The organism is Streptomyces sp. NPDC053069, assembly GCF_044546895.1.
In the GTDB taxonomy this organism is placed as follows: domain Bacteria; phylum Actinomycetota; class Actinomycetes; order Streptomycetales; family Streptomycetaceae; genus Streptomyces.
The window spans coordinates 152563-170696 of the sequence record NZ_JBITZN010000018.1 but is presented as its reverse complement, the minus strand read 5'-3'; the positions used below and the strand labels follow the sequence as shown (position 1 = coordinate 170696).

Genomic DNA, 18134 nt, shown 5'->3' with positions numbered 1-18134 from the left:
GGGACCTCGGAAGAGGCTCCTGAGCGCTTCCCGGGCGGGTACCCGGACAGGGAGGACTCAGGAGACAACCGAGGGACGCTCGGGAACTTCTTGATCGGAGTTCCGGCGGCGCGGGTCATCATGCGGGAGAGTGAGAAGCAGCGCGAACAGGCCGTCTCGAAACGCCGTCCAATCTTCGGATGGCCTCGGGAAGGCGACCCTAACCGACGTAGGGTTGATCCTGGGATGGTCCGTGGGACGACCACCCGACGGACAGCCGCCTCGAAGGAGGTCCAGTTCAGTGACCAGCCAGGTCAGCAGCCCAGCGGAGCACACCGACGGAACCGTCGTGGGAGAGCAGCGCAAACCGGGCGGCGCCAAGGACGTGCGGCGCCTGGACCGGGTGATCATCCGGTTCGCGGGGGACTCGGGTGACGGCATGCAGCTCACCGGTGACCGGTTCACCTCGGAGACCGCATCCTTCGGCAACGACCTCTCCACCCTCCCCAACTTCCCCGCCGAGATCCGCGCCCCCGCCGGCACCCTGCCCGGTGTCTCCAGCTTCCAGTTGCACTTCGCCGACCACGACATCCTCACCCCCGGGGACGCGCCGAACGTGCTGGTGGCGATGAACCCCGCCGCTCTGAAGGCGAACGTCGGCGATCTGCCGCGCGGCGCCGAGATCATCGTCAACACGGACGAGTTCACCAAGCGCGCCCTGCAGAAGGTCGGCTACGACACCGACCCGCTCCAGGACGGCTCCCTGGACGGCTACAACCTGCACCCGGTGCCGCTGACCACCCTCACGGTGGAGGCGCTCAAGGAGTTCTCCCTCTCCCGCAAGGAGGCCGAGCGCAGCAAGAACATGTTCGCGCTGGGTCTGCTGTCGTGGATGTACCACCGGCCCACCGAGGGCACCGAGAAGTTCCTGAAGTCGAAGTTCGCCAAGAAGCCGGACATCGCCGAGGCGAACATCGCCGCGTTCCGCGCGGGCTGGAACTTCGGCGAGACGACGGAGGACTTCGCCGTCTCCTACGAGGTCGCCCCGGCCGCCAAGGCCTTCCCGGTCGGCACCTACCGCAACATCTCCGGCAACCTCGCCCTGGCCTACGGCCTGGTCACGGCCTCGCAGCAGGCGGATCTGCCGCTGTTCCTCGGCTCGTACCCGATCACCCCAGCCTCGGACATCCTGCACGAGCTGAGCAAGCACAAGAACTTCGGCGTCCGCACCTTCCAGGCCGAGGACGAGATCGCGGGCATCGGTGCGGCGCTGGGCGCGGCCTTCGGCGGCTCGCTCGCGGTCACGACGACGTCCGGTCCCGGTGTCGCGCTGAAGAGCGAGACGATCGGCCTCGCGGTCTCGCTGGAACTGCCGCTGCTGGTCGTCGACATCCAGCGCGGCGGCCCGTCCACGGGGCTGCCGACCAAGACCGAGCAGGCGGACCTTCTGCAGGCGATGTTCGGCCGCAACGGCGAGGCGCCGGTGCCGATCGTCGCGCCGCAGACCCCGGCGGACTGCTTCGACGCCGCTCTGGAGGCGGCCCGGATCGCACTGACGTACCGCACACCGGTGATGCTGCTGTCCGACGGCTACCTGGCCAACGGCTCCGAGCCGTGGCGGATCCCGGACCTGGACGAGCTGCCCGACCTGCGGGTGCAGTTCGCCTCCGGCCCCAACCACACCCTTCAGGACGGCACCGAGGTCTTCTGGCCGTACAAGCGGGACCCCGAGACCCTCGCCCGGCCGTGGGCGATCCCGGGCACCCCGGGTCTGGAGCACCGCATCGGCGGCATCGAGAAGCAGGACGGCACGGGCAACATCTCCTACGACCCGGCCAACCACGACTTCATGGTCCGCACCCGGCAGGCCAAGGTCGACGGCATCGAGGTGCCGGACATCGAGGTCGACGACCCGCACGGCGCCAAGACCCTGGTCCTGGGCTGGGGCTCCACCTACGGGCCGATCACGGCGGCGGTACGACGGCTGCGCGCGGGCGGCGAGTCGATCGCGCAGGCACACCTGCGCCACCTCAACCCCTTCCCGCGCAATCTCGGAAAGGTGCTCCAGCAGTACGACAAGGTGGTGGTCCCCGAGATGAACCTCGGGCAGCTCGCCACCCTGATCCGGGCGAAGTACCTGGTCGACGCCCACTCCTACAACCAGGTCAACGGCATGCCGTTCAAGGCGGAACAGCTCGCCACGGCTCTGAAGGAGGCCATCGATGACTGACGCCGGCAACGGACTGCTGCAGCTGGTCCCCAAGGCCGAGGCCAAGCAGTCGATGAAGGACTTCAAGTCGGACCAGGAGGTGCGCTGGTGCCCCGGCTGCGGTGACTACGCGATCCTCGCCGCCGTGCAGGGCTTCATGCCGGAGCTGGGGCTGGCCAGAGAGAACATCGTCTTCGTCTCCGGCATCGGCTGCTCCTCCCGTTTCCCGTACTACATGAACACCTATGGGATGCACTCCATCCACGGCCGCGCCCCGGCGATCGCCACCGGCCTGGCCACCAGCAGGCGGGACCTGTCGGTGTGGGTGGTCACCGGTGACGGCGACGCGCTGTCCATCGGCGGCAACCACCTGATCCACGCCCTGCGCCGCAATGTGAACCTGAAGATCCTGCTGTTCAACAACCGGATCTACGGCCTGACCAAGGGCCAGTACTCGCCGACCTCCGAACTCGGCAAGATCACCAAGTCGACGCCGATGGGCTCGCTGGACGCGCCGTTCAACCCGGTCTCGCTGGCGCTCGGCGCGGAGGCGTCCTTCGTCGCCCGCACCATCGACTCCGACCGCAAGCACCTGACGGAGGTGCTGCGCGCGGCGGCCGACCACCCCGGCACGGCCCTCATCGAGATCTACCAGAACTGCAACATCTTCAACGACGGCGCCTTCGACGCCCTCAAGGACAAGCAGCAGGCCGAGGAGACGTTGATCCGTCTGGAGCACGGACAGCCGATCCGCTTCGGGTCCGACGGCGCACGCGGCGTCGTACGCAACCGGGCAACCGGTGACCTGGAGGTCGTCACCGTGACGGCGGACAACGAGGCGGACGTCCTGGTCCACGACGCGCACGCCGCGTCCCCGACCACCGCCTTCGCCCTGTCCCGGCTCGCCGACCCCGACACCCTGCACCACACCCCGATCGGTGTCTTCCGCTCGGTCGAACGGTCCGTCTACGACACGGCGATGGCCGACCAGCTGGACACCGCCATCGAGCAGAAGGGCAAGGGCGACCTGGCCGCGCTGCTGGCCGGCGGGGACACCTGGACGGTCGTCGGCTGACCCTGCTGTTCGCTGTCACGAGGCCCGGGAGCGCTCTTCCCGGGCCTCGTCGTATGCCCGGCGGGCGCTGAGCACGTCGTCCATGCGGTGCTGGGTCCACTGCGCCAGCGCCCGCACCTGCTCCGCCGCCTCGCGGCCCAGCCCGGTCAGGGAGTAGTCGACGCGCGGCGGGATGACGGGCTTGGCGTCCCGGTGGACGAGGCCGTCGCGCTCCAGGGTCTGGAGGGTCTGCGTGAGCATCTTCTCGCTGACGCCACGCCCGCCGAGGCCGCTGATGGCCCGCCGCAGTTCGCTGAACCGATACGGGCGGTCGAGGAGCTGGATCAGCACCAGCACTCCCCAGCGGCTGGTCACATGCTCCAGGACCAGGCGATGGGGGCACATGGCCTCACCGTCACCCTTCCACTCACTTACCGCCATGCACGTACCTTACTTCAAAGTGGGTACTTTCGATAGGTTAGCGCCCCTCCTAAGGTGAGTGCCATACCCAGAACACGGCACCCCCAAGGAGTTCCCCACCATGAGCATCGTCGTCACCGGAGCCACCGGACACCTCGGCCGGCACGTCGTAGAGCAGCTGCTGGAGAAGGTTCCGGCCCAGCAGATCACCGCCGTCGTCCGCGACGAGACGAAGGCCGCCGACCATGCGGCCCGCGGGGTGAAACTGGCCGTCGCCGACTACAACGCCCCCGAGACCTTCGACGGCCTGTTCGCCGCCGGCGACAAGGTCCTGCTGATCTCCGGCAACGAGTTCGACAAGGGACGGGTGCGGCAGCACCAGGTCGTCATCGACGCCGCGAAGGCGGCCGGCGTGGTGCTGCTCGCGTACACCAGCGCTCCGGGCACCCTCACTGCGGCCCTGGCGGACGACCACCGGGCCACCGAACAGGCGCTGCTCGCCTCGGGCCTGCCGTACACCCTGCTGCGCAACGGCTGGTACCACGAGAACTACACCGAGAACCTGGCCCCGGTACTGGAGCACGGCGCGGTCGTCCAGGCCGCCGGCGAGGGCCGCGTCTCCTCGGCCGCCCGCGCCGACTACGCGGCCGCCGCGGTCGCGGTGCTGACCGGCGAGGGCCACGAGAACACGACGTACGAGCTGGGCGGCGACGAGGCGTGGAGCTTCGCCGAGTACGCCGCCCGGCTGAGCCGGCAGACCGGCAAGGAGATCGCCTACACCCCGGTCTCCGTCGAGGCCCTCGCCGGCATCCTCACCGGCGCCGGGCTGCCCGGCCCGCTGGCCGCGGTCCTGGCCGGCGTGGACGCCTCGATCGAGAAGGGCGAGCTGGTGGTCTCCTCCGGGGATCTGTCGCGGCTGATCGGCCGTTCCACCACCCCGCTGTCGGAGGCGATCACCGCCGCGCTCAAGGGCTGAGCGATCCGGCAGCACCCGGGCTGTCATGACCGTATGGCGATACGGCCATGACAGCCGGGGGTGTTCGGCGCTACCTTCGTTCTCGCGTGCCTGATGTGAGAGGGAGGGGCTGTGGCCGGGAAGTCCAAGGGTGAGCACCGGATAGGCCTGCTGAACGGCTTCGCCGCCTACGGCCTGTGGGGCCTGGTGCCCCTGTTCTGGCCCCTGCTGAAGCCCGCCGGGGCGGTGGAGATCCTCGCCCACCGCATGGTGTGGTCCCTCGTCGTCGTCGCCGTCGCCCTGCTCTTCGTCCGGCGCTGGGCGTGGGCCGGAGAGCTGCTGCGCCAGCCCCGCCGGCTCGGGCTCATCGCCGTGGCCGCCGCCGTCATCACCGTGAACTGGGGCGTGTACATCTGGTCCGTGAACTCCGGCCATGTGGTCGAGTCCTCCCTCGGGTACTTCATCAACCCCCTGGTGACCATCGCGATGGGCGTGCTGCTGCTGAAGGAGCGGCTGCGGCCCGTGCAGTGGGCCGCGGTCGCGACCGGCCTCGCCGCCGTCGTCGTCCTGACCGTCGGCTACGGCCACCCGCCGTGGATCTCGCTCGTCCTCGCGTTCTCCTTCGCCACCTACGGCCTGGTCAAGAAGAAGGTCGCCCTCGGCGGTCTGGAGTCGCTGGCCGCCGAGACCGCGATCCAGTTCCTGCCCGCGCTCGGCTATCTGCTGTGGCTCGGCGCGCACGGCGACGCGAGCTTCCTGAACGACGGCGCCGGACACGCCGCCCTGCTCGCCTCCACCGGTGTCGTCACCGCGCTGCCGCTGGTCTGCTTCGGCGCGGCGGCGATCCGCGTGCCCCTGTCCACACTGGGCCTGCTGCAGTACCTGGCGCCCGTCTTCCAGTTCCTGTGCGGCATCCTCTACTTCCACGAGGCCATGCCGCCCGAGCGCTGGGCCGGATTCGCCCTGGTCTGGCTGGCCCTTTTCCTGCTCACGGGTGATGCGCTGCGCTCCGCACGCAGGCCGAGGGAGCCGCTCGGGGTACCGCGGGTGAACACGCCGGACTCCGCGCCCGTGGATGCGTGAACCGGGGGCTGCGCTCACCGTGGTTGCGTGAACCGGGGGACTCCGCTCCCGTGAACGCCGCTGATGTCAGTGCTCCCCGCTATAAGTGGTGAGCATGTCGACTCATGCGCCCGTCGAGGCCCCCGCCCCGCTGCACTGGAAGCTCGTCATCGACGCGGCCGACCCGCACACCCAGGCCGACTTCTGGGCCGCCGCGCTGCACTACACGGCCGAGGACAACAGCGCCCTCGTCGAACGGCTGCTGTCCCTCGGCGCGTTGCCCGGGGAGGCCACCGTCGAGTACCACGGCCGCCCCGCCTTCCGTGATCTGATCGCCGTACGGCACCCCGACGACCCGTACGACCCGGAGACCGGCACGGGACTCGGGCGGCGACTGCTGTTCCAGCGCGTACCGGAGCCGAAGACCGTCAAGAACCGGCTCCACCTCGACCTGCACGCCGGTGCCGGGCAGCGCGCGGACGAGGTGGCACGGCTGCGGGCGCTGGGCGCCCAGGTACTGCGCGAGGTGAAGGAACCCGGCGGCGAGTGGGTACTGATGACGGACCCGGAGGGCAACGAGTTCTGCGTGCAGTAGGGCCGCCCCCGGGACCGGCCCCGGCAGGGCCGGTTGTCAGCCCTGCGCGGCGCGGGCCGCCCGGTCGGTGAGGCGCACCATGCGGGCGCGGGCGGACTCCAGCGGGCGCGGGTCGTCGGCGGCGGGGCCCGGCTCGGTGCCGAGCTCCGCCCACAGGTCGATCAGCTCCCGGCCCAGCCGCAGCCCCTCCTCCGGGTCGCGCACCGCACGCCAGGCGGTCGCCGCGCTCTGCACGTTGCCGTAGGCGGCCTCCGCGTCCCGCGCCTGCCGGCGCAACCGGGCGAGGTCCAGGGACAGCCGGCAGGCACGGACCGGATCGCCCGCCAAGTAGGCGATGTACGCGGACAGTTCCCGCAGATGCAGCACCTCCGCGTGGCGGGGTCCCAGCACGGCGGACGCCTCGGCGACCGTACGGTCGGCGAGTTCCGCCGCCGCCTCGATACGGCCGTCCCGCACGGCCTCATTGATCCGCGTCATCGGCTCGGTGAGCAACTCGGCCCCCTCCGCGGTCTCGGTCACGGGCCGGTCCCCGAGCACCTCCTCGGCGACGGCGTCGAAGCCCCGGGCGGGGGTGTGGGTCGGCGCGGAGTCGCAGACGGAGGCGGTGAGGGCAGAGGCCATGGAGGCCAGGGCCGCGGGGGCGGAGACCGTGGAGGCCGGGGTTGCAGGGGTGGAATCCATGGAGACCGGAGCCGCAGGCGCCGAAGCCGGGGCCGCGGGGGCGGAAGCCGTGGAGACCGGAGCCGCGGGAGCGGAGGGGGCCGGGGCCATGGGGGCGTATGCCGCGGGGACGTAGGTCATGGGCTCGGGCCGGGGGGCGTCGGCGACGGGCAACGGCGCCTCCCTGCAGGGCATGACCGGCGCGGGGCCGAACTGTCCCGTCGGCGCCTGCACCGTGCCGGCCGGCACGGGCTCCGGCTGCGCCGCGCGGGGCACGTCCCGCGCGCCCTCCACCACGGCCACGCCCGCCGGTGACGCCACGTCGGCCGAGCCCGGCGCACCCTGCGCAGGCACGGCCGCCGGTGACACCCCGTCCGCCGGGCGCGGCCCGCCCGACCCGCTCGTCCCGCTCTGCGCAGCCACCCGCACCGCCCGTCCCGTGACCCGGCTGGAACCGTCCGCCGAGACCTCCAGGGGAACCACACAGCCCGCGCGGTCGTCGTGGATGGTGGCGCGTATCGGGGCGCCGAGGCTGATGGCCAGCCGCTGGAGGTGGTTGAGCACGGCCTGCTGGATCTCCTCGCCCGGCGCCGCCACCACCGACGCCCCGCCCACCGACGCGTTACCCGGGCCGAACACCCGCACGGCCACCACCGCCGGATGCACCACGGGCTGCTGCACCCGCTTCTTCTCGAAGCTGAGTCGGGCCATCGGTTTTCCCTCACTCCCCCGGCGTCGCGATCCGGTCGTACGCGTCCCTGCCGACCAGTGTGTCGGTTTCCCTCGCATTCCACGTCACCGCAGCGTCACAGCCTCGCACCAGCCGCACCCTGGACCAAACTGCTTGCGTATGCATAAGATGCATGTGCTTCAATCTTCCGTACGGCAGCACTCACCTGGGGGACCCATGACCCGCCGCTTCCTCTTCGTCCTGGGCAGCTCCCGCGCCGGGGGCAACACCGAGCTGCTGGCCCGCAGGGCCGCCGAGCAGTTGCCCGGTGACGTCGAACAGCGCTGGATCCACCTGGCCGAGCACCCGCTCCCCGACTTCACGGACCTGCGGCACGACAGCGACCACGTACGGCCGCCGTCGGACAGCCCCACCGGCCTGCTGCTGGACGCCACCCTCGCGGCCACGGACATCGTGATCGCCTCGCCGCTGTACTGGTACTCCGTGTCCGGTCTCACCAAGCGCTACCTGGACCACTGGTCCGGCTGGCTGCGCACCCCGGGCCTCGACTTCAGGGCGACCCTGGCCGGCCGCACCCTCTGGGGCATCGCGGCGCTGGCACACGACGAACCGTCCGTCGCCGACCCCTACGTCGGCACACTCAGCAACTCCGCCGCCTACATGGGGATGCGGTTCGGCGGGGTGCTGCTCGGCAACGGCAGCGCGCCCGGCGACGTACTGAGGGACACCGAGGCGCTGGCCCGCGCGAAGACCTTCTTCGCCCAGAACGCACCCCTCGCCCGCTTCCCGTACGAGAAGGCCGCCGGCTAGGGGGTGTCGTTCGGATCAGACCCCGCGACGCCGGGATGATCCGAACGACACCCCCTGGGCCCTACGCGCTGATGTCCTTCGTCGTGAACCGCGCCCAGGCCGCCGAGCCGAACACCGCCGCGTACAGCGCCTGCAGGCCGAGGTTCTTCTCCAGGTCGTCCCAGTAGACGGGCTCGCGCATCAGATCGGCGAAGGACAGCCAGTAGTGCGAGAAGAAGTACGGCTGCAGCGCGTGCAGCTGAGGTATCTGGTCGAGGATCTGGACGCTGATGAGCAGGCCGACGGTGGTCGCCATCGCCGCGACGCCGCTGCCCGTCAGCGTCGAAACGAACAGACCCAGCGCCGCCACCCCGATCAGTGAGGCGGCGACCGCCAGGGCTATCAGCAGCGCCCGGCCCAGGCCCTCGGCGAAGCTGATCCGGGTGCCGGAGATGGTCGTCAGGTCGCCCAGCGGGAAGAGCAGCGCGCCGACGATCAGAGCGGAGACGGCGACGACCAGGGTGGCCAGCAGACAGAAGGCCATCACGGTCGTGTACTTGGTGAGCAGCAGCCGCGTTCGGCCGGCCGGGGCGACCAGCAGATACCGCAGGGTGCCCGCCCCCGCCTCGCCGGCTATCGCGTCGCCCGCGACGACCCCGACGGCCATCGGCAGGAAGAACGGCAGCGTCGCGGCCAGCGCCGTGAACACAAGGAACAGGCCGTTGTTGGTGATCTGGGTGAGGAACGCCGGGCCCTGGCCACTGTGGTCCGCCGTCCCGCCGCCACCCGTCTGGATCTTCACCGCGATCCCGACCAGCACCGGCACCGCGGTCAGCACGCCGAGCAGGGCGAGGGTGCGCCAGCGCCGGAGGGTCGTGACCAGCTCGCTGCGCAGCAGCCCGAGCGTCCACAGCGGACTCGGCCGCCGGGCGGCGGTCACCGGGACCGTCTCAGCCCGCGACATCGAAGCCCTCCCCCGTCAGCGCCACGAACGCGTCCTCCAGCGAGGCCCGTTCGAGTGTGAAGCCCCGGACCCGCACCCCCGCCGCGACCAGGGCCGCGTTCACCTCGGCGAGGTCCCGTGCCGGTGGTTCACCGCCGACCCGGTCGCCGTCGGCGATGACGTCCCCGACACCCTGCTCCTTCAGCACCCGGGCCGCCTCGGCCGGATCCGGGGTGGTCACCACCAGCCGGCCCCGCGCCCCGGCAGCCAGGTCGGCCACCGCGCCCTGGGTGACGAGCCGGCCCCGCGCCATGACCGCCGCATGGGTGCAGACCTGCTCGATCTCGTCGAGGAGGTGGGAGGAGAGGAAGACGGTCGTGCCGTCGGCGGCCAGCTCCCGGATCAAGGTGCGGATCTCGCGCATGCCCTGCGGATCCAGGCCGTTGGTGGGCTCGTCCAGGACGAGCAGCCGGCGCGGCTGGAGCAGCGCGGCAGCCAGGCCGAGGCGCTGTTTCATGCCGAGCGAGTACGCCTTCGCCTTCTTGCCCGCGGCCGCCGTGAGGCCCACCCGGTCCAGAGCGGCGGCGACGCGGGCGCGCCGGGTGCGGGGGTCGGCGGTCGGGTCGGCGGCGTCGTAGCGCAGCAGGTTGTCCCGGCCGGAGAGGAAGCCGTACAGGGCGGGGCCCTCGATGAGCGCGCCGACCTGCGGGAGAACGGCACGGGCCGCCCGGGGCATCGGGCGGCCCAGCACGCGGGCCGTGCCCGCCGTCGGCTCGATCAGGCCCATCAGCATGCGGATGGTGGAGGTCTTGCCGGAGCCATTGGGGCCGAGGAAGCCGAAGACGCTGCCCGCCGGGACGGTCAGGTCGAGGCTGTCGACGGCAAGCTGTCCGCCGCGGTAGCGCTTGGTGAGGCCGCGGGTGACGATGACGCCCGCCTCCGCCCGGGCCGGGGCACGCCGCTGCGCGTCCCCCGATTCCCCGGCTTCCCCCGCCTCCCGCTCCGTCGCGGACGGTTCGTCCATCGGCTCCCCCTCGATTCGTCCTGCCCCCGAAAGGCCCCAAGCCCCCAAGCCCCCGGAGACCCCGAAAGGGTCAACGTTCAGTCACGGCTCGTGGTGCCCGAAACGGGCTACTTTCCCGTGTCCGCCGCCTTCACCAGGGCGTCCTTGGTCACCATGCCGGCGTAGACCTTGCCGTCGTCGGTGATCAGGGCGTTGACCAGCCGGGTGGAGAAGACGGTGCCCTTGCCGAACTTGCCGGAGACCTTGTCCCCGAGCGAGCCGAGGAAGCCGCCGAGGTCACCGGCCTTGGAGCCGGTCGGCAGGCCGCCCTTGGCTCCGGTGTCGAAGGTGGCGACGGACGTCCAGCCCTTGCCGAGGACGGCGGTGCCGCCGAGGCCCTGGCCGAACTCGCCCGGCCTCGGCGCGTGCTGCCGCGCCTCAGGCCCCTTCTTCTCCTGCTTCTCCTCCGTCACCTTCGCGCCCCTGGGCGGGGTGAAGGCGAAGGCGGAGGCGTCCGGCCTCGCGAAGGAGACCTGGGTGAAGCCCGCGTCGAGGACCGCGGCGCCGCCGCTCTTCGGGGTCAGCGTGAACTTCAGCGGCATGCCCGTCTTCGCGTCGACCGCGATGCTGATCGCGCCGACCGTGGTGCCGGACTGCCGGGGCTTGATCAGCAACTTGTAGGCGTCGCGGCCGGCGACCTGCTCGGTGCCGTCGACGGTGACGGACGTGGTGTCGTCCACCGACTTCAGCGCCTCGTCGGCGAAGTCCTTGGGTGTGGCCGGGGGCTCGGCCCTGTGGTCCTTGCCGGAGTCGGCCGAGATGCCGTGGTGGACCTCGTTGCTCTTGCTGTCGTAGCCCCACACGTCCTTGCCGTTGTGGATGAGGCTGTACTCCGAGCCGCTCTCCAGCAGCGACAGTTTCTGCTTCTGCGGGCCGTCCGCGGCGACGCGCAGCGTGTGCGTGCCGGAGACCAGCGAGGTGAGCTTGGACTGCGGGTCGGCGGAGGAGCCGTCGCCGGAGCCCTTGGCCGCCCCCGAGGCCAGGCTGCTCTCCAGGCCGCCCAGGCTGGGCAGGCCGAGGTCGGTGCTGATCCGCACGGTGCCGGACAGCTGCTGCACGTCCGACTTGGCGATCTTCTCGATGAGCTGTTGTGCGGTGATCCTGGGCAGGTCGGGGTCACCGGAGGCGGCGAGCGCCGGGACCAGCCCGATCGTGGCCGCCGCCACCCCCACCACCGCGACCGGGACCGCGTAGCGGGCGGCCTTGCGGCGTCCGGCGCGCGGAGTTTCCTCCTGCGCGACGTCCACTGCGTCGTCGGTTTCGTACGGTGCCATGTGTGCCTTACCTCCGTCGTCGGCGGCGGCTGTCCTCACGCTGGTCCACCAGAGCCGCCATTCTCACCCGAATCGGTGAGGAGTGGTGATGTCCGTGGTGTCCATCTCACCAAATCGGCCATGAGGAAGCGTCAGACCTCGGAGCCAACTCCGTGTACGCCTGCGGTATGACACGTAGGGGCAGCGGCTCCCCCGACCCGTAGGGGTCTCACCGGAACGGAGGGGGCCGTACGGGGGCATGGGCATCGGCGCAGCCGGCGCCGGGCGGGTATCCGCGCGACCGGGAGACGGGCGTCCGCCGGGGGTCGGGCATCCGCGGAGACCGGGTCATCCCAGCAGGCCGGACCGCTGGGCCGTAGGGGCCGTACAGAGGTCGTACGGCCGGTCGCCGCCGTGAAGCGTGGCCCGCGCGGACGGCCGGGTCAGCCGGCGCGGTGCACCACCGCGTCGCACAGCTCCATCAGCGCCGCCTTGGCGTCGCACTCCCGTAGGGGCGCCAGCGCGGCGCGGGCCTCCTCCGCGTACCGGACGGTGTCCCGGCGGGCCTGCTCCAGCGCGGGGTGGGCGCGCAGCGCGGCCAGCGCCTCGGCGTGCCGGGCGTCGTCGCTGAGGTCGGAGTCCAGCAGGCGGCACAGCGCGATGTCCTCGGGCAGCCCCAGCCGGGCCGCCCGCTCGCGCAGCCGCAGCACGGGCAGCGTAGGAATGCCCTCGCGCAGGTCGGTGCCGGGGGTCTTGCCGGACTCGTGCGAGTCGGAGGCGATGTCCAGGACGTCGTCGGCGAGCTGGAAGGCGACGCCGAGCCGCTCGCCGTACTGGGTGAGCACGTCGACGACCGTCTCGTCGGCGCCGGACATCATCGCGCCGAACCGGCACGACACCGCCACCAGCGAGCCGGTCTTGCCGCCGAGCACGTCCAGGTAGTGCTCGACCGGGTCACGGCCGTCCGCGGGGCCGGCGGTCTCCAGGATCTGGCCCGTGACCAGCCGCTCGAACGCGAGGGCCTGCACCCGGACGGCCTCGGGGCCGAGGTCGGCGAGGATCTGGGAGGCCCGGGCGAAGAGGAAGTCGCCGGTGAGGACCGCCACCGAGTTGCCCCAGCGGGTGTTGGCGCTGTCCACGCCACGCCGTACGGCCGCCTCGTCCATGACGTCGTCGTGGTACAGCGTGGCGAGGTGGGTCAGCTCCACGACCACGGCCGACGGCACGATGCCCGGCGCGTAGGGGTCGCCGAACTGGGCCGCGAGCATCACGAGCAGCGGCCGGAACCGCTTCCCGCCGGCCCGTACCAGGTGCTGCGCGGCCTCCGTGATGAACGGGACCTCGCTCTTGGTGGCCTCGAGCAAGCCTTCCTCGACAGCCGTCAATCCGGCCTGGACATCGGCTTCCAGAGCCTGGTCCCGCACGCTCAGCCCGAACGGCCCGACGACGGTCACGAGGGGTCTCCTGTCTGCTGGTGTCTGCTGGCGATTACACGGTTTGTCGATAGGTCGCTGCCATCACTCAAGTCAGCGTATCCGGTCCTCTTTCGATCACCGATAGCGCCCACCGGTCCAGCCTGGGAGGTATCGGGTCATGACCGGGATGCTTTTGATCAAGCGATATGAACGTATATTTATCGACTTAACGGGAATCTGTCCGCTTTGTCGCGAGACGAGAGGCGAGCGGAGTAACGCCTGCACCTTCCTCTCCCGGGACAACGACGGGCGCCAGGTCGCGGGTTCCGCCATCCAGTCGACCCACCTGAATCCCCCATGTCCGACTTGAAGCGTTTTGCTATTTCGTGAGTTGGGTCACGAGCACCCGTCGGCACCCCATCCCCGTCGACCCCGCCTTCTCCCCTTGGCCCACTGGCGAGTTGAGGGTTGGCAACCGCAAAGGATCAAGCGCCTCATAGGGCATAGATCAAGGTCAAATAGGACGTTGTGTGAATCCGGTACTTGTTTCCGACATGTGCTCTCGCATACGTTCCGGGCCGTCGGGCGGACGCCGAATCCTGCCACCGCCCGCATAACCATCCACGGACTCATCCGTATGGCAGGAGCGGGGGACCCAGGTAAGTCGCCGGGCCGGACGGCACACGTCGCACCGGAACGGCTAGGGGTGAAGCCGTGCCTTCCCGGGCACGGTCGGGCACCTCCCCGCCCGAACCCGACAGCTCACCTCGCAGGCGCCGGAGAGGAACTTCCCCATGCCTGCTGCCGCTCAGCACCGCCGTACCCGGAACAACCGCATCGTCCGCGCCCTCGCCGCCGCCGGTACCGGTGCCGCCGTCCTCGCCCTGCCGCTCATCGGGGCGACCAGCGCCTCCGCCGCGACCCCGGCCGCCACCACGGTCTCCACCACCCCCGCCGGTTACCCGAACACCCTTGACGGCTGGATCCGCGAGTCCCTCGCGATCATGGCCCAGAAGGGCATCCCGGGCAGCTACAACGGCATCTACCGCAACATCATGCGGGAGTCCTCGGGCAACCCCAACGCCATCAACCTCTGGGACTCCAACGCCGCCAAGGGCATCCCGTCCAAGGGCCTGCTCCAGGTCATCGACCCGACGTTCAACGCGTACCACGTGGCCGGAACCTCCTTCAACATCTACGACCCGGTCGCGAACATCACCGCCGCCTGCAACTACGCGGCCAAGCGGTACGGGTCGATCGACAACGTCTTCGGCGCGTACTGACAGCTCCGCCGGCCGGCAGGCGGGACGGACACCGGCCGCCCGGCACGCCCCCGCACCTGACGGACGGGGGCGTGCCGGGCGGCCGCCGTGCATCCTCCGGGCCTGCGCCGGACGGCCGCGTACTGAAGGGCCGGCCAGTCGGTCGGTGCCGGTCAGCCGGTCGGAAACAGTCTTTCGAGGACGACGGCGATGCCGTCGTCCTCGTTCGACAGGGTGACCTCGTCGGCCACCGCCTTGAGTTCGGGGTGCGCGTTGGCCATGGCGACCCCGTGTCCGGCCCAGTCGAACATCGGGATGTCGTTGGGCATGTCGCCGAACGCCAGGGCCTCCTCCGCGGCGATCCCGAGCCGCTCGGCGGCCAGCGCGAGGCCGGTCGCCTTGGTCACCCCGGACGGCTGCAGCTCCACGGTTCCCGGCCCCGACATGGTGACCGTCGCCAGCGAGCCGACCACCGCGCGCGCGACCGACGCCAACTCGTCGTCGGACAGCTCGGCATGGCGCAACAGCACCTTGCTGATGGGCTCGCACCACAGGTCGTCGCGCCGGCCGACCCGTACCGCGGGCAGGGTCGGGTGCGGCATCAGATAGCCCGGCTCGATGAGCGTGAGCCCGTCGACGCCGTCCTGGTCGACGGCCGCGTAGACCTGCCCCACCTCGGCCTCGATCTTGCCGAGCGCGGTCTCGGCCAGCTCCCGGTCCAGCCGGACCGACCACAGCAGACGACCGGACGCGGCGTCGTAGACCTGCGCGCCCTGTCCGCACACCGCGAGCCCCGTGCAGCCGAGCTGCTCGAGCAGGGGCCGTACCCGCGGGGCCGGGCGGCCCGTCACCACCAGATGCCGGACACCGGCCCGCGCCACCCGCGCGAGCGCGGCGAGCGACCGGTCGGAGACCGTGTCGTCGCCGCGCAGCAGCGTTCCGTCCAGGTCGGTGGCGATCAGAGCGTACGCGGGGGAGGCTGCCATGATCAGAGAATACGGATACCTCACCCCGCCGACTCACCTTGTGGTCCTGCGCACTTACGTACTGCCCAGCCCCAACTGGTGTGTGCCGGCTCCCCGATGGCGGTGTGGCTGCGGTCGAACACGGTGGTTCGCGGGCGGGAGATGTGACGGACCCGGGCCGGATTTCCCGGAGGCTTCAGCCGTGGGCCGCCGCCAGGTGTTTCGTCAGGCGCGGAGAGGCGAACTCCGTACCGCAGACGAAGCGCATCACCGGGCCGTACGACGACGCCGCCGGCAGTCCCGTGAAATACAGCCCGGGGACGGAGGAGACGTAACCGGGGCCGAGCTTGGGCGTGCCGCGGCTCACGGCGAGCCGGGTGCGCAGTTCGTGGCCGAGGAAGTCCATCGCTGCGATGTCGACGCGGTAGCCGGTGGCGGCGATGACATGGTCGGCGGTGAGCCGCTCGGTACGGCCGCCGTGGGTGCGGACGGTGAGGACGGGGCTGCCGTCCGGCGCCTCGGCGCCCACGACCCGCTCGACGTCCTGGACCAGCACGGCGCTCTGGAAGCGCTCACGCAGCCACCAGGCGCCGAGCGGTCCGAGGACCCGGCGGACCAGGAGGTGACGGGTGGCCTCGGGCAGATAGCGGTAGGGGTGCGGGTAGTAGCTGAGCGCCCACAGCGACCAGGCCCGGCCGAAGGGGGACTCGGGGCGCAGCTTCGGCTGGTCCCAGGGCGGGGCGCCGAAGGCGACCCGGCCGCGGCCGCGCGCGACGACACGCACGCGTGCCCCCGCCTCGGCGGCGAGCGCGGCCGTCTCCAGCGCGGACTGGCCGGCGCCGATCACGATCAGCTCCTTGCGGGCGAAGCGGCCCAGGTCGTGGTGCTGGGAGCTGTGCGAGACCGGGCCCGTGGGCGCCGGTCCGTCGGCCGCGGCTCCCGCGAGCTCCGCCGGGAGGTGCGCCAGGCCCGACAGGCCGGTGGCGACGACGACGGCGCGCGCGGTGAACATCTCGCCCGAATCCAGCTTCAGTTCGAAGCCGCCGCTCTTGTCGCGGTCCACGGAGACGACCCGCACCCGCTCCAGGCCGGGGACCAGCTTCTGCTGGAACCACTCGCCGTAGGCGATGAACGTCTCCACCGGGATGATGTCCTCGTCGGTCACCAGACGGCGGATCCCGGCCGCGTCGCAGTAGTCGGCGAGTGTGTGGCCGGGCTGCGGGCAGTCGAGGTTGGAGGCGGCGGGCGTCGACTTCAGGAGCATGCCCTCGGGCATGTGGTCGCGCCAGCTGACCATGGGGTCGCCGAAGACGCGGACGGGGATGCCGCGCGCCCTCAGATGGGCGGCGGTGGACAGGCCGAACGGCCCGGCCCCGATGACTGCAACCGGTCGTGTCACGAAGTCCCTCCCCAGGACACGGTGCGCCACGCTTGGTGGCCTTTCCTACTTCGTGGTGGTGCTGCTGCCGCGGCGGTTGGTCCGCCACAGCTGATAGAGGTGCTTCGCGCCCGGGCGCACGAAGCGGGCGAGCATCGTGAGGAACGGCAGCGGGTCGTCACCCGCGAGCCAGGCCAGCTCCGTCCCGCTCGCCCTCGCCGGCGCGTGCGGCGTCGTATAGCCGCTGCGGCGGTAGGCGAGGAGGGCGGGGAGGTCGATGTTCTCCACGATGTAGCGGTGGCCGGCGCGCTGTTCCCCCTCCGGAACGGGGCGGCCGGTCAGGTTCAGATGCATGGCGCGTACGACGTCCACACCCGACTCGTTCTCGAAGAGCCGGAACTGGGCGCCCATGCGGGGGTTGAAGTCGAGGAGCTTGTACTGTCCGTCGCGCCGGTCGAAGCGCAGGTCGAGGTCGATGATGCCGCTGAAGCCGATCTGCTTGATGAAACGTGCGGCGAGGTCGGCGAGTTCCGGGTTGTCGACGACGTACGCGTTCGCCGTCATGCCGGCGTGCGGCGGCCACGAGCGGACCTTGACGCCGGTGAACAGGGCGAGAGGGCTGGAGTCCTGGTCGAAGCAGGCGTGCACGATCCAGTCCTCGGCCTCCTCGCGCGGCAGGTACTCCTGGAGGATCACACCCGGCCGCGTGCCCCAGTCGCGGGCGAGCGCGAGCAGGCCCTCACGGGTGGCGATCCGCGTGGTGCCGTTGACGGCGGGCCGGGTGCGCCGGACGAACGCCTCCCGGTTCTTGGCCACCACCGGGAAGCGGGCCGTGTCGGCGAAGGCGACGACGTCCTCGTACGACTCGGGGAACGCCGACGCGGGACTCGCGATGCCGTGCTCCACGCACAGTTCGTGCAGGCCCTGCTTGCTGGCGAGCCGGCGCGGCAGGGCGGAGTCGACCCGCGAGAAGAGAAAAGAACCGGCCAGCTCGTCCTGGTGCTCGGCGATCAGTACGGCGGCTTCCTCGTCCGTCGGGACGAGGACGGTGGGGCGGCCGATACGGCGGCCGATGCGCAGCAGGCCCTCGACCAGGCGGCCCGGGTCCTCCGCACCGGTCGTCGGCCACACGAAGGCCTTCTTCAGATAACGCGAGGAGGCCGCGGGCGTGTACGCGTCCTCGGTGATGGCATACATGGGCACGCCGAGCCGGCCCAGACTGCGGATCGCCCCCACGCCGCCGTGGTGCAGCGGATAGTCGCCGAACTTGACGATCAGTCCTGGTACGTCCCGGTCCGCCTCGAACGGCACACCGACGGTGTCTCCGGCCACGGGTCCCCCCACGCGTCCCCCCAATGGAACGGACCCACCCCGTCCGTGTCCCCAAAGGACGCTAAGCCGGAATTGCCGCCTCCGACAAGGCTTTTCCGGACATTGCGAA

At 71.1% G+C, this 18134-nt stretch carries 16 protein-coding genes and 1 riboswitch; of the genes, 7 read left to right on the top strand and 9 right to left on the bottom strand.

Annotated features, from left to right (window positions below; all coding sequences use genetic code 11):
- Positions 1-280 precede the first annotated feature (280 nt).
- The gene (locus ACIGXP_RS33705) at positions 281-2209 is read left to right on the top strand and encodes a 2-oxoacid:acceptor oxidoreductase subunit alpha (RefSeq protein WP_399774858.1); all 1929 of its coding nucleotides are present in this window, start codon (positions 281-283) and stop codon (positions 2207-2209) included.
- A complete protein-coding gene (locus tag ACIGXP_RS33700) occupies positions 2202-3263 on the top strand; it encodes a 2-oxoacid:ferredoxin oxidoreductase subunit beta (protein WP_363214185.1) in 1062 nt (353 codons plus the stop codon). Before ACIGXP_RS33705 ends, ACIGXP_RS33700 begins: the two co-directional genes overlap by 8 nt.
- 15 nt (positions 3264-3278) lie before the next feature.
- Here ACIGXP_RS33700 and ACIGXP_RS33695 read toward each other — a convergent pair whose 3' ends face one another.
- Entirely contained in the window at positions 3279-3683 is a 405-nt protein-coding gene (locus tag ACIGXP_RS33695; protein ID WP_363214186.1) for a helix-turn-helix domain-containing protein, read from the bottom strand.
- A 100-nt stretch (positions 3684-3783) separates the two neighbouring features.
- Here ACIGXP_RS33695 and ACIGXP_RS33690 point away from each other — a divergent pair, with 100 nt between their 5' ends.
- The 3 genes from ACIGXP_RS33690 to ACIGXP_RS33680 all read left to right on the top strand — a co-directional run bounded on the left by ACIGXP_RS33690 (position 3784) and on the right by ACIGXP_RS33680 (position 6274).
- Entirely contained in the window at positions 3784-4638 is an 855-nt protein-coding gene (locus ACIGXP_RS33690; RefSeq protein WP_399774852.1) for an SDR family oxidoreductase, read from the top strand.
- Between the two features lie 111 nt (positions 4639-4749).
- Complete coding sequence (rarD, locus tag ACIGXP_RS33685; protein WP_399774849.1) at positions 4750-5700, top strand: EamA family transporter RarD; 951 nt, start codon at positions 4750-4752, stop codon at positions 5698-5700.
- Between the two features lie 94 nt (positions 5701-5794).
- Positions 5795-6274, top strand: coding sequence for a VOC family protein (locus ACIGXP_RS33680; RefSeq protein WP_363214189.1), 480 nt, complete (start codon positions 5795-5797; stop codon positions 6272-6274).
- A gap of 36 nt (positions 6275-6310) precedes the next feature.
- On the opposite strand, the gene ACIGXP_RS33675 is transcribed toward ACIGXP_RS33680, so the two are convergent.
- The gene (locus ACIGXP_RS33675; RefSeq protein WP_399774845.1) at positions 6311-7645 is read right to left on the bottom strand and encodes a tetratricopeptide repeat protein; all 1335 of its coding nucleotides are present in this window, start codon (positions 7643-7645) and stop codon (positions 6311-6313) included.
- A 196-nt stretch (positions 7646-7841) separates the two neighbouring features.
- Between ACIGXP_RS33675 and ACIGXP_RS33670 the strand changes: the two genes are divergently transcribed.
- Entirely contained in the window at positions 7842-8435 is a 594-nt protein-coding gene (locus ACIGXP_RS33670; RefSeq protein ID WP_363214191.1) for an NAD(P)H-dependent oxidoreductase, read from the top strand.
- Positions 8436-8496: 61 nt separating this feature from the next.
- On the opposite strand, the gene ACIGXP_RS33665 is transcribed toward ACIGXP_RS33670, so the two are convergent.
- The 4 genes from ACIGXP_RS33665 to ACIGXP_RS33650 form a co-directional block, all read right to left on the bottom strand.
- Positions 8497-9378, bottom strand: a complete 882-nt coding sequence (locus ACIGXP_RS33665; RefSeq protein ID WP_399774843.1) for an ABC transporter permease — start codon at positions 9376-9378, stop codon at positions 8497-8499.
- Positions 9365-10381, bottom strand: a complete 1017-nt coding sequence (locus tag ACIGXP_RS33660; RefSeq protein WP_399774841.1) for an ABC transporter ATP-binding protein — start codon at positions 10379-10381, stop codon at positions 9365-9367. Before ACIGXP_RS33660 ends, ACIGXP_RS33665 begins: the two co-directional genes overlap by 14 nt.
- 107 nt (positions 10382-10488) lie before the next feature.
- Positions 10489-11694, bottom strand: a complete 1206-nt coding sequence (locus tag ACIGXP_RS33655) for an outer membrane lipoprotein carrier protein LolA (protein WP_399774838.1) — start codon at positions 11692-11694, stop codon at positions 10489-10491.
- Positions 11695-12116: 422 nt separating this feature from the next.
- The gene (locus tag ACIGXP_RS33650) at positions 12117-13127 is read right to left on the bottom strand and encodes a polyprenyl synthetase family protein (RefSeq protein WP_363214195.1); all 1011 of its coding nucleotides are present in this window, start codon (positions 13125-13127) and stop codon (positions 12117-12119) included.
- A gap of 576 nt (positions 13128-13703) precedes the next feature.
- A riboswitch (cyclic di-AMP (ydaO/yuaA leader) is annotated at positions 13704-13877 on the top strand.
- A gap of 5 nt (positions 13878-13882) precedes the next feature.
- Between ACIGXP_RS33650 and ACIGXP_RS33645 the strand changes: the two genes are divergently transcribed.
- Positions 13883-14371 (top strand): transglycosylase SLT domain-containing protein, encoded by a 489-nt coding sequence (locus ACIGXP_RS33645; RefSeq protein WP_363214196.1) that lies wholly within the window; start codon positions 13883-13885, stop codon positions 14369-14371.
- A gap of 152 nt (positions 14372-14523) precedes the next feature.
- Here ACIGXP_RS33645 and ACIGXP_RS33640 read toward each other — a convergent pair whose 3' ends face one another.
- From ACIGXP_RS33640 to ACIGXP_RS33630, 3 genes are all read right to left on the bottom strand, one after another.
- Positions 14524-15336, bottom strand: a complete 813-nt coding sequence (locus tag ACIGXP_RS33640; protein ID WP_399774836.1) for an HAD family hydrolase — start codon at positions 15334-15336, stop codon at positions 14524-14526.
- Positions 15337-15511: 175 nt separating this feature from the next.
- Positions 15512-16714, bottom strand: coding sequence for an FAD-dependent oxidoreductase (locus ACIGXP_RS33635; RefSeq protein ID WP_399774834.1), 1203 nt, complete (start codon positions 16712-16714; stop codon positions 15512-15514).
- Positions 16715-16759: 45 nt separating this feature from the next.
- Positions 16760-18004 (bottom strand): ATP-grasp domain-containing protein, encoded by a 1245-nt coding sequence (locus ACIGXP_RS33630; protein WP_399774897.1) that lies wholly within the window; start codon positions 18002-18004, stop codon positions 16760-16762.
- Between the last annotated feature and the right edge of the window lie 130 nt (positions 18005-18134).